A 9,629-nucleotide genomic window follows, 5' to 3' on the forward strand; every position below is an offset into this window, starting at 1 on the left:
GCGGGCGTTCCCTCAGTTGACCTTCACGTCGCGCAGACCTTCGATCTGCAGCGCGAGATCGGCCTTGTTCTCGGTGGCGATGCGTTCGAGCACGCGGACCCGCTGTTCCAGCCGTTCGGCCTGAGCGGCATATTGCGCGGCCTTCTCGGCGGTCTGCTTTGACAGCAGTTCGAGTTCACGCTCGCGGAAGTTCAGGCGGCGCTTGTACATGTCAGACATGACGCCGAACACGATGGGCACCACGACCAGCATGAACGCGAGGGCGAGGATCACGTCTTCGTTCATTGTTGCTCTCCAAGGCTGGCATTGGAGCGCGCGCCGCGCAAGGCCTCGATCTGCCCGGCCACTTCGAAGCCGCGATCGGTGACGATGGCTTCGACATTGGCGAGACGCTGGTGGGTGGCTTCGAGCTGATCGCGCAGCAACGCGTTTTCCTCCCGCAGCTTGGTTACGGCCTCCTGATCCGAACGGTCGGTCTTGCCGCCCCATTCGTCTTCCAGCGCATAGCCGTGGCGGGCGCGGATCCAGTTGTTGATCACCCAGCCGCCGGTGGAGATGGCGATGATCCACAGGACGAATTCAGGACCGGCCCAGTTCATCACTGCCTCCTGTCTTCAAGGCTGGCAGCATCACGGCGCAGCGCTTCGATCTGGGCGGCGGTGTCGAAGCCCTTGTCGGTCACGATCCGTTCGAGGACGCGGACGCGTTCTTCGAGTTCGCGGGTGTGGCTGGCGTATTGCGCGGCCTTTTCGGCGCTGAGTTCGGCAGTCGCGCTGATCTGCATCTCGGCGATCTTGGTGCGGTGCTTGGTCCAGATCGCAACGATCGGGATCATCAGCGCCACGATCGGGATCAGCGGCGCAAGGGTATCAGGTCCCATCGGTTCAGTCCCCCAGTTGAAGCGTGCTTAGCGCAGGCTTTCGATTTCCGCCGAAAGACGCGGGTTGCTGTTGACGTAGAAGCTTTCGACGTCGGCCAGGCGGCGGTCGATGTCGCGGAAGCTGGCACGTACTTCGCGGGCAGTGCGGGCGGGCGACTGGCGCACACGCTGCCAGAACTGCTGCTCCTGACGGTCACCATAGAGGTGGCCCGGCTTCTTGCCGGCCAGAAAGCCGAGCGCGAAGTAGGCGAGGAACGGCCAGCCCATAGAGAATGCCAGGATCAGGAAGCCGAGGCGGACCCAGAGCACATCCACCCCGGTATAGTCGGCAATCCCGGCGCAAACGCCCATGACCTTGCCGTTGACCTTGTCGCGGTAAAAGCGGGTGCGGGGGCTGTTCACTTCGAGGTCCTTCCCTGTTCGGCGAACATCCGGTCGAGTTCGCGCAGCTTCTGATTGTCGGTTTCGCGGTCATGCAGGATGCGGGCGGGCTTGAAGTCCGGGTTATCGGAAGCGACAAGGCGCTCGACCGTGTCCATCCGGTCATCGAGGCGGCGAGCGAGCTGGTAGAGTTCGTCCAGCAAGGCCTCGTCACCGTTGGTCAAGGTCGCCGAGGTTTTCCACTTGGTGATGTAGTGAAAGATGATCCACGGCAGGCCGAGAAAAATGGCGATAATGGGAACTGCGTCTTCCATGGATCAGTCTTCCTTTCCGAGCGCGCGCTTCATCGCTTCCAGCTCTTCGTCAATCTTGTCCTTGCCGGCGAGCGCAGAGATTTCATCCGCCAGGCTGGGCTTGGAGTTGCCGTCCGACAGGCTCAGCGCGTCGGCGCGGCCTTCGGCGTAATCGACACGGCGTTCGAGCTGGTCGAAGCGGGCCATGGCCTCGTCCACGCGCTCACTGGCGAGCAGGGTGCGCAGGCGGACGCGGTTCTCGGCGCTTTCGAGGCGGGCAGCGATGGCGGTCTGGCGGCTGCGGGCTTCGCGCAGGCGGGTCTGCAGCTTGTCGATGTCGAGTTCGTAGGCGCGCATCGAATCGTCGAGCACGCCGATCTCGGTGCGCAGCTGGTGCGCCATGTCCTCGGCCTTCTTCTTCTCGACGAGGGCCGCACGGGCAAGATCCTCGCGGTCCTTCGACAGAGCCAGCTGAGCCTTCTCGGACCAGTCATGCTGGAGCCGGTCAAGCTTGGCGACGTGGCGGCCCATTTCCTTCTGATCGGCAATGGTGCGGGCGGCAGAGGCGCGGACTTCGACCAGCGTTTCCTCCATCTCCATGATGATCATCCGGATCATCTTGGCAGGATCGTCCGCCTTATCAAGCAAGTCGTTGAAATTGGCGGCAATGATGTCGCGAGTCCGCGAGAAGATGCCCATCAGGTTTGCTCCGGAGTTGAAGGACGAAAAGGATTGCGACGAGCGCGGGCGGTCGCTTGACGAAGGCGAGGTGCGCAGACGCTCAAGCTCGGCATCGAGGCGCGTGGTGCGCGAGGCACCTGCGCGTTCTGGCCGGATCGGGGTGAGGTCTTCGGTCATGCAAGTTCCCCGGTGATCGCCGCAGACGAGGCCATGACGGTCGGCACCGAATTGACCTGCTGGGTCAGCGCGAAGCAGCACAGGACCACCATCGCACCGATGCTGGCGAGGCTGGCGCGTCCGAGCTGGGTGGAGAAGAAGCGGGCGGTGTACATCATGCGGACCTTTCGGCGGGGTGTTCCGGCGTGTCGGCCGGGGTTGTTCATGATAGAGCAAGGGGTGTGCCAAACTGTATCGGGCGCAGATTTCCGCCATTCTTCCCCGGTTATTCGCCTTTAATGTTGGGGAATATTGCCGACACTTGGGAAAATGCGCTATTGGTTGGGGATGGATCGGGAAGTTCAGTTCATCGGGCAATCGGGTGCCTTCCTCGACGCGGTGGAACGCGCCAGCCGCGCCGCTCCGATGCGCCGCCCGGTGCTGGTGATCGGCGAGCGCGGGACCGGCAAGGAACTGATCGCCGAACGCCTCCACCGCCTGTCCTCGCGCTGGACCGAGCCGCTGGTGACGATGAACTGCGCCGCCCTGCCCGAAACGCTCATCGAAGCGGAACTTTTCGGGCACGAGGCGGGCGCGTTTACCGGGGCGACGCGGGCGCGGACCGGGCGGTTCGAGGAAGCGGACAAGGGCACGCTCTTCCTTGATGAACTGGGCACGCTGTCGATGGGCGCGCAGGAGCGCCTGCTGCGCGCGGTCGAGTATGGCGAGGTGACAAGGATCGGATCGAGCAAGCCGGTGCGGGTGGACGTGCGCATCGTCGCGGCGACCAACGAGGACCTACCCCGGATGGCCGAACAGGGGCGGTTTCGGCCCGATCTGCTCGACCGCCTGAGCTTCGAGGTGATCACCCTGCCGCCACTGCGCGTGCGCGAGGGCGATATCGCGGTGCTGGCCGATTACTTCGGGCGGCGCATGGCAGCGGAACTTCACTGGGACGCCTGGCCGGGCTTTTCCGCCACCGTCCAGCGCGCGCTTGAGGAATACCTGTGGCCCGGCAACGTGCGCGAATTGCGCAACGTGGTCGAGCGCGCGGTCTATCGCTGGGACGATGCGACGACGCCGATTGCGCATGTGCAGTTCGATCCGTTCGAAAGCGCGTGGAAGCCGATCTCGCCCCCCCGTGCGGCAGAGATGGAATCCCCTGCCCCGGCGCGACCCGCTGCGGCGCCCGATCTGGATGGCGTGACCGATCTGCGGCAAGCGGTCGAGGCGCATGAGCGTTCGATCATCGAGCATCACCTGGGGCGCAACCGCTTCAACCAGCGCCAGACCGCGAAGGCATTGGGCCTGAGCTACGACCAGTTGCGGCACTGCATGAAGAAGCACGGGCTGACGGACCGGGGCGCGGGCTGATGGAGCGCGACGTGTGGTTCCGCAAATGGCTGTGGGCCTATGTGCCGGTGCACTGGAAGGGCCTTGCGCTGATCTTCGGCGCGGTCGTTTCGGTGTTCGTATGCTTTGGCGTGCTGGTGCTGGCGGCGCAGTTTTTCGAGCGGCCCGCGATCGCGTTCACGATCGTGGTGCCGTTCATCTACATCCTGATCACCGCTCTTCGGATTGCGGCGCGGCACAGCGCCTGACCGATGTCCCTCACCCGCTTGACCTTGCGCGATTTTCGCAACCACGCCGCGACGCGGATGGAGGGGATGCGCGCCTTCAACGTGCTGGTGGGCGAGAACGGCGCGGGCAAGACCAATGTGCTCGAGGCGATCAGCCTGCTCGCGCCGGGCCGGGGCCTGAGACGCGCGCAGCCTGCCGAGATGGCGGGGCGCGATGGCACGGGCGGGTTTGCCGTGGCGGCGGATATGGAGGACGGCGCGGTGCAGATCGGCACGGCGAGCGAGGCCCAAGCGCCGAACCGCCGCTCCGTCCGGATCAATGGCGCTGAAGGCCCGGCGGCGCGGCTGGCCGAGTGGCTTTCGATCACCTGGCTGACGCCCGCGATGGACCGGTTGTTTGCCGAAAGCGCAGGTTCGCGGCGGCGGTTTCTGGACCGGCTGGTGCTGGCGCGCGAACCGGGGCACGCGCGAACCGCAACGCGCTATGAGAACGCGCTGCGTGAGCGCAACCGCCTGCTGGGCGAGCAGATGGAGCCTGACGCGATGTGGCTCGACGGGATCGAGGCGCAGATGGCCGAGACCGGCGCGGCAATGGCGGCATCGCGCGCGGCGCTGGTGGCCGACCTTGGCGTCGCCTTGGAAGGCGTGCCCGAGCAGCCCTTCGCGCGGCCCTTGCTGCACTATGCCAGCGAGGTTCCGATGGAGGCCGAGGCCTTGCGTGCGCTGTTGCGTGAGGGACGGCGGCGGGACCGGGCGGCGGGGCGCTCGCTCACGGGGCCGCACCGCGACGATCTGGCGGTCACGCTGGCGGCAAAGAACGCAGCCGCAGCGGATTGTTCGACCGGTGAGCAGAAAGCGATGCTGATCGCTATCGTGCTGGCCCATGCCGGGCTGACGGCAGGGGAGCGACCGCGCCTGCTATTGCTCGATGAAATCGCGGCGCATCTGGATCCGGTGCGGCGCTCGGCCCTGTTCGAGCGGCTGGCGGAGTCTGGCGCGCAAGTGTGGATGACGGGGACGGAGATTGCGCCCTTTGCGGAGATTGCCGGGGCGAGCGCGGTATGGGCGGTGCGTGACGGGATGGTGGAGCGGGTCTGACATCTCCGTTCGCGTCGAGGCTATTCTTTCAACGCTGCCTTCAGGGCTTCGGCCACTTGCGCCTGCGTTGCCGCCACGATCCGCTCGACGCCTTGCGCGTTGGGGTGGACGTTGTCTTCGAGCATCAGCGCTTTCTGGCCGATCACCGGCTGGAGGAAGAACGGGACCAGTCCCGCCTTGTGCTTCCTGGCAAGTTCGGGCCAGATGGCGTTGAACTTGCCCGCATAATCCTCGCCCAGATTGGGCGCGGCGAGCATGCCGGTGAGGACCACGGGGATCTGGCGCTTATCGAACTCGGTGAGGATTGCGTCGAGGTTCTGGCGGGTCTGTTCGGGCGGGAGTCCCCGCAGCATGTCGTTGCCGCCGAGGCCGACGAGCGCCAGCGTGGGCTTCACCGGCTGGTTGTCGAGCGTAAACGTCAGGCGTTGCAGTGCGGCGGCGGTGGTATCACCCGAGACGCCCGCATTGACCACGCGCGCCGGGGTGCCACCCGCGTTCAGCGCCGCTTCGAGGCGGGGCGGATAGCCCTCGCCCGGATTGAGCTGGTAGCCCGCGTAGAGGCTATCCCCAAAGGCGAGGATCACCGGGGCATCGGCGGCAATCGGCGCAGCGGCCGGGGTGGCCGAGGGGGCGGGATCAGCGGCCTTTTCGGGCGAGCAGGCGGCAAGCAACATCACGATGGCAAGGGTCAGATAGCGCATGGATCATCCAGCTTGAGCGGCACTTTGTTACAATTGGGCAGGTTGCGCCCTGCAACCAATCTATGCCACCTGAGGCCCGTGACAAGCACCCCAAATCCGGTAATCACCGCTTCCGCCCTCACCCTGTCGCTCGGTTCCGGCGAGGCGAGAGTCGAAATCCTGCGCGGCATCGACCTTTGCGTGGGTCAAGGCGAGACTCTGGCCCTGCTCGGGCCATCGGGGTCGGGCAAATCGTCGCTGCTGGCGATCCTGTCGGGCCTTGAGCGGGCGAGCGGCGGCGCGCTGACCGTGGCGGGCGCGGATTTCACTACGCTCGACGAAGACGGGCTGGCGGCGGCGCGGCGCGGGCGCATCGGGATCGTGTTGCAGGCCTTCCACCTTTTGCCGACGATGACCGCGCTGGAGAACGTGGCGACGCCGCTGGAACTGGCCGGGATGCCGGACGCCATGGCACGGGCCGAGGCGGAACTGGTCGCGGTGGGGCTGGGGCACCGGCTGCATCACTATCCGGCACAGCTTTCGGGCGGCGAACAGCAACGTGTGGCGATTGCTCGCGCGCTGGCGCCCAGCCCGGCCATCCTGTTTGCCGACGAGCCGACGGGGAATCTCGACCACACCAATGGCGAGGCGGTGGCCGACCTGCTGTTTGCGCGCGCAGGCCAAGTGGGCGCGACGTTGATCATGGTGACGCATGACGAGGCGCTGGCAGCGCGATGCGGACGGATCGTGCGGCTGGCAGACGGGCTGATCGTTTCGGACGGCGCAGCGTGAACCTCTCCTGGCGCGCCGCATGGGCGCTGGCGCGGCGCGGGTTGGACTGGCGATTCAAGGGCCTCAGGCTGCTGCTGGTGTGCCTTGTGCTGGGTACGGCGGCGCTTTCGGCCATCGGCACGCTGACCGGCGCGATCGAGCGCGAACTGGCAACGCGCGGGCGCGAGATGCTCGGCGCGGATCTGGAATTCACGCTGGCGGCGCGGCAACCTTCGGCGGATGAGCGCGCGCGGATCGCAGGCATGGGCGACCTTTCCGAAGGCGCGCGCTTGCAGGCCATGGCGACAGTGCCGGGAGCCGAGGATCGCGCGACCCCCATCGAACTGAAAGCCGTTGACGACAAGTGGCCGCTCTATGGGCGGTTCACACTGGAAAGCGGCAAGGCAGCGGGCGCGCCGCAGGGCCTGACCGCGTGGATTGCGCCGGGCGTGGCCGACCGTCTGGATGTGAAAGTGGGCGACCGATTGCAAGTGGGCAAGGCGGTGCTGAACATTGGCGGGGTGATCGGCAGCGAGCCGGACCGCATGGCGGAAGGGTTCTCGCTCGGCCCGACAGTGATCATCAGCCGCGAGGCGCTGGACGCTTCCGCGCTGGTCCAGCCCGGATCAATGGTGCGCACCAAGTTGCGGGTGAAGCTGCCTGCGGGCGCGGACCCCGCGGCGCTGGGCGAGGCGGTGAAGGCGCAGTTTCCGCTGGCGGGCTATGAAGTGCGCACGCGCGACAAGGCCTCGCCGGGGCTGGACCGGTTCGTGTCACGGATGGGGCAGTTCCTTGTGCTGGTGGCGCTGGCGGCGTTGGCGATTGCCGGGATCGGCATCGGCAATGGGGTGAATTCGTATCTTGAAGCGCGACGCGGGAGCATTGCCACGCTCAAGATTCTCGGCGCGTCGAGCGGTGATATAGCGCGTATCTACCTGATGCAGCTTGCCGCCGCGTCTTCGCTGGCGATCCTCGGCGGGCTGATCGTGGGCGTGAGCGTGACGCCCTTGCTGGGCAGGGCGTTGCAGGGGCTGTTGCCGATCGAGCCGGGGCTGGTGATCGATGCCCGCGCGCTGGCGATTGCGGCGGCTTATGGCGCGCTGATCGCGCTGACTTTTGCTGCGCCGCCACTGGTGCGGGCGCGGGATTTTCCGGCGATGGCGCTGATGCGCGCAAGGGTCAGTCCGCTGGGATCGGCATGGCGGGCTGCGCTGGTGCCGGTTGGGCTGGGGTTAGCCGGGATTGCCGCGCTGGCGATCCTGACCGCGCCGCAACCGTTGCTGGCGGCGGGCTTTCTAGGGGGAGCGGCGGCGCTGTTCCTGTTGCTGACCGGGCTTGGGCGCGGATTGACGGCAGTGGCGGCACGACTGCCCCGGCCCAAGGGCGCGATTGCGCGGATGGCGCTGGCCAACCTCCACCGTCCGGGCGCGCAGACCTCGGCGCTGGTGGTAGCGCTGGGGTTTGGCCTCGCGGCGTTCGTGCTGCTGGCGGGCGTGCAAACCAGTCTTGATGGCAACATCGTGCGCCGCGTCCCGACACGCGCGCCGGACTATTTCGTGCTCGACCTGCCGCGCGACCGGGTGGCGGCGTTCGAACAGGTGGTGAAGACGGCGGCTCCGGCGGCGGACTTGCGCACGGTGCCAGCGCTGCGCGGGAGCATCGTCGCTTACGGGCCGGAAGGCGCGATGACTCGTGTGGCCGATCTCAAGGAAATTCCCGACAACGCCTGGCCTTTGCGCGGTGATCGCGGGCTGACCTATGCCGATGCGCTCCCCGAGGGCAACGTGCTGACGGCGGGCGCGTGGTGGGCGGCGGGTTATGCTGGCGAACCTTTGGTCTCGGTGGACGAGGACTTGCGCGAGGCGCTGGGCCTGAAGCTGGGCGACATGATCGGGGTTTCGATCCTTGGGGTCGAGCGGACGGCGCGGATTGCTTCGTTCCGGCGGATCGACTGGGATTCGATGGGCTTCAACTATGTGCTGGTGTTCAGCCCCAACGCCATCGCCGATGCGCCGCATAACCTTGCCGCGACCATCGGCCTTCCCGCCGATGCCAAGACGCCGCAGGTGCGCCGAGCGATACTGTCGGGGCTGGTAAAGGCCCTGCCCTCAAGTTCTGTGATCGAGATCGGGCCGGTGCTGGGGCAGGCGCGCGAGATCCTGTCGCAGATGGGCACGGCGATCCTCGCGGCGGCGAGCGTGGCGATCCTTGCGGGCATGGCGGTGCTGGCAGGCGCGATCGCGGCGGCGCGCGAACGCAAGACTTATGACAACGTGATCCTGCGTGTGCTCGGCGCAAGCAGGCGGCAGTTGCTGGTGCTGCTGCTGGCCGAGTATGGGCTGCTGTGCGCTTTGCTCGCGGGTGTCGCGCTGGTTCTCGGCACCGGCGTGGCTTACGGCGTGATCGTGTGGCTGTTCGAGTTCGACTGGCTGCCCGACTGGCCGCGCATCCTTGGCGTGCTGGGCGGCGGTGTGGCGCTGGTCATGGTGCTGGCGGTAGCGGGTTCCGTCGGCCTGCTACGGACCCGGCCTGCGCAGGTGCTGCGGGAGTTGTAAGTGCCCTCCCCCAGACCCGTTCGTGTCGAGCGAAGTCGAGACACTGGCGCGCGGTGTCTCGACTTCGCTCGACACGAACGGAGGTTGGAGAAGGTCGCCGCGCTCAGCTAAACACATCCACCGGCGACGGGTTCTTCGGGTCCGGGCCGAAGCGGTTGGTGCCGCGTGTGCCGTCGAGGCACATCAGCACGAGCAGGGCGAACCAGCCCAGCAGCGGTATCAACCAGAGCAGCAGGAGCCAGCCGGTGCGGTCCTGATCGTGCAGGCGACGGATCGACACGGCGAGGCCGGGGACGATGCTGACCAGCCAGAATAACCCGCCGATCCAGCTTCCGGTACCGACCAAACGGCTACCATAGACGAAGGCGCCGTTGCCGCGCTCGACTTCGTTGGTGCCGAACACCGCATTGAGCGCGATCATCACGAGGAAATAGAACAGCGCGAACATCCAGTATTCGCGGCGGCGCGAGCGACCGGTAAATTCCGCGTAACGGCGGTAAGGCAGGATCATCCAGTTCATCGGAGCGCTCGTAGCTGGGGGCGCGCCGCTGAAC

The 9,629-nt window shown here is 66.6% G+C and carries 14 protein-coding genes; 5 read left to right on the forward strand and 9 right to left on the reverse strand.

Going from position 1 to position 9,629, the window contains the following annotated elements:
• Positions 1–12: 12 nt before the first annotated feature.
• Genes RM192_RS11945 through RM192_RS11975 form a run of 7 tightly spaced genes read right to left on the reverse strand, consistent with a single transcriptional unit; the run spans position 13 to position 2,618 of the window.
• Complete coding sequence (locus tag RM192_RS11945; protein WP_311507773.1) at positions 13–285, reverse strand: hypothetical protein; 273 nt, start codon at positions 283–285, stop codon at positions 13–15.
• Positions 282–599 (reverse strand): hypothetical protein, encoded by a 318-nt coding sequence (locus tag RM192_RS11950; RefSeq protein WP_311507775.1) that lies wholly within the window; start codon positions 597–599, stop codon positions 282–284. The genes RM192_RS11945 and RM192_RS11950 overlap by 4 nt, the downstream gene beginning before the upstream one ends.
• Complete coding sequence (locus RM192_RS11955) at positions 599–880, reverse strand: hypothetical protein (RefSeq protein WP_311507776.1); 282 nt, start codon at positions 878–880, stop codon at positions 599–601. Before RM192_RS11955 ends, RM192_RS11950 begins: the two co-directional genes overlap by 1 nt.
• A 27-nt stretch (positions 881–907) precedes the next feature.
• Positions 908–1,282 carry an envelope stress response membrane protein PspC gene (gene pspC / locus RM192_RS11960; RefSeq protein ID WP_311507777.1) on the reverse strand — a complete coding sequence of 125 codons (375 nt, stop codon included), beginning with the start codon at positions 1,280–1,282 and terminating at the stop codon, positions 908–910.
• A complete protein-coding gene (pspB, locus tag RM192_RS11965; protein ID WP_311507778.1) occupies positions 1,279–1,575 on the reverse strand; it encodes an envelope stress response membrane protein PspB in 297 nt (98 codons plus the stop codon). The genes pspC and pspB overlap by 4 nt, the downstream gene beginning before the upstream one ends.
• A gap of 3 nt (positions 1,576–1,578) precedes the next feature.
• Positions 1,579–2,412: a phage shock protein PspA gene (gene pspA / locus RM192_RS11970; protein ID WP_311507779.1), complete on the reverse strand. Its 834-nt coding sequence runs from the start codon at positions 2,410–2,412 to the stop codon at positions 1,579–1,581.
• The gene (locus RM192_RS11975) at positions 2,409–2,618 is read right to left on the reverse strand and encodes a hypothetical protein (RefSeq protein ID WP_311507780.1); all 210 of its coding nucleotides are present in this window, start codon (positions 2,616–2,618) and stop codon (positions 2,409–2,411) included. Before RM192_RS11975 ends, pspA begins: the two co-directional genes overlap by 4 nt.
• 121 nt (positions 2,619–2,739) lie before the next feature.
• Between RM192_RS11975 and pspF the strand changes: the two genes are divergently transcribed.
• Genes pspF through recF form a run of 3 tightly spaced genes read left to right on the forward strand, consistent with a single transcriptional unit; the run spans position 2,740 to position 5,069 of the window.
• On the forward strand, positions 2,740–3,765 hold the full coding sequence (gene pspF / locus RM192_RS11980) for a phage shock protein operon transcriptional activator (protein ID WP_311507781.1): 1,026 nt from the start codon (positions 2,740–2,742) through the stop codon (positions 3,763–3,765).
• Positions 3,765–3,992 carry a hypothetical protein gene (locus RM192_RS11985; RefSeq protein WP_311507782.1) on the forward strand — a complete coding sequence of 76 codons (228 nt, stop codon included), beginning with the start codon at positions 3,765–3,767 and terminating at the stop codon, positions 3,990–3,992. The genes pspF and RM192_RS11985 overlap by 1 nt, the downstream gene beginning before the upstream one ends.
• 3 nt (positions 3,993–3,995) lie before the next feature.
• Positions 3,996–5,069, forward strand: a complete 1,074-nt coding sequence (gene recF, locus RM192_RS11990) for a DNA replication/repair protein RecF (protein ID WP_311507783.1) — start codon at positions 3,996–3,998, stop codon at positions 5,067–5,069.
• A gap of 20 nt (positions 5,070–5,089) precedes the next feature.
• Here recF and RM192_RS11995 read toward each other — a convergent pair whose 3' ends face one another.
• Positions 5,090–5,770, reverse strand: a complete 681-nt coding sequence (locus RM192_RS11995) for an arylesterase (RefSeq protein WP_311507784.1) — start codon at positions 5,768–5,770, stop codon at positions 5,090–5,092.
• 78 nt (positions 5,771–5,848) lie between these two features.
• Between RM192_RS11995 and RM192_RS12000 the strand changes: the two genes are divergently transcribed.
• Positions 5,849–6,541 (forward strand): ATP-binding cassette domain-containing protein, encoded by a 693-nt coding sequence (locus RM192_RS12000; RefSeq protein ID WP_311507786.1) that lies wholly within the window; start codon positions 5,849–5,851, stop codon positions 6,539–6,541.
• Positions 6,484–9,075 (forward strand): ABC transporter permease, encoded by a 2,592-nt coding sequence (locus RM192_RS12005; protein WP_409233810.1) that lies wholly within the window; start codon positions 6,484–6,486, stop codon positions 9,073–9,075. The genes RM192_RS12000 and RM192_RS12005 overlap by 58 nt, the downstream gene beginning before the upstream one ends.
• 103 nt (positions 9,076–9,178) lie before the next feature.
• Here RM192_RS12005 and RM192_RS12010 read toward each other — a convergent pair whose 3' ends face one another.
• On the reverse strand, positions 9,179–9,595 hold the full coding sequence (locus RM192_RS12010) for a DUF805 domain-containing protein (RefSeq protein WP_311507788.1): 417 nt from the start codon (positions 9,593–9,595) through the stop codon (positions 9,179–9,181).
• Positions 9,596–9,629: the final 34 nt, after the last annotated feature.

This window comes from Novosphingobium sp. MMS21-SN21R, from assembly GCF_031846015.1.
Lineage (GTDB): Bacteria > Pseudomonadota > Alphaproteobacteria > Sphingomonadales > Sphingomonadaceae > Novosphingobium.

What these genes read in the sequence shown, in the direction of transcription:
- pspF (WP_311507781.1), top strand. Translation starts at nt 2,740, where the DNA reads ATGGATCGGGAAGTTCAGTTCATCGGGCAATCGGGTGCCTTCCTCGAC.
- RM192_RS11975 (WP_311507780.1), bottom strand. Translation starts at nt 2,618, where the DNA reads ATGAACAACCCCGGCCGACACGCCGGAACACCCCGCCGAAAGGTCCGC.
- pspA (WP_311507779.1), bottom strand. Translation starts at nt 2,412, where the DNA reads ATGACCGAAGACCTCACCCCGATCCGGCCAGAACGCGCAGGTGCCTCG.
- RM192_RS12010 (WP_311507788.1), bottom strand. Translation starts at nt 9,595, where the DNA reads ATGAACTGGATGATCCTGCCTTACCGCCGTTACGCGGAATTTACCGGT.
- RM192_RS11955 (WP_311507776.1), bottom strand. Translation starts at nt 880, where the DNA reads ATGGGACCTGATACCCTTGCGCCGCTGATCCCGATCGTGGCGCTGATG.
- RM192_RS12005 (WP_409233810.1), top strand. Translation starts at nt 6,484, where the DNA reads ATGCGGACGGATCGTGCGGCTGGCAGACGGGCTGATCGTTTCGGACGG.
- RM192_RS11945 (WP_311507773.1), bottom strand. Translation starts at nt 285, where the DNA reads ATGAACGAAGACGTGATCCTCGCCCTCGCGTTCATGCTGGTCGTGGTG.
- recF (WP_311507783.1), top strand. Translation starts at nt 3,996, where the DNA reads ATGTCCCTCACCCGCTTGACCTTGCGCGATTTTCGCAACCACGCCGCG.
- pspB (WP_311507778.1), bottom strand. Translation starts at nt 1,575, where the DNA reads ATGGAAGACGCAGTTCCCATTATCGCCATTTTTCTCGGCCTGCCGTGG.
- RM192_RS11985 (WP_311507782.1), top strand. Translation starts at nt 3,765, where the DNA reads ATGGAGCGCGACGTGTGGTTCCGCAAATGGCTGTGGGCCTATGTGCCG.
- RM192_RS11950 (WP_311507775.1), bottom strand. Translation starts at nt 599, where the DNA reads ATGAACTGGGCCGGTCCTGAATTCGTCCTGTGGATCATCGCCATCTCC.
- RM192_RS11995 (WP_311507784.1), bottom strand. Translation starts at nt 5,770, where the DNA reads ATGCGCTATCTGACCCTTGCCATCGTGATGTTGCTTGCCGCCTGCTCG.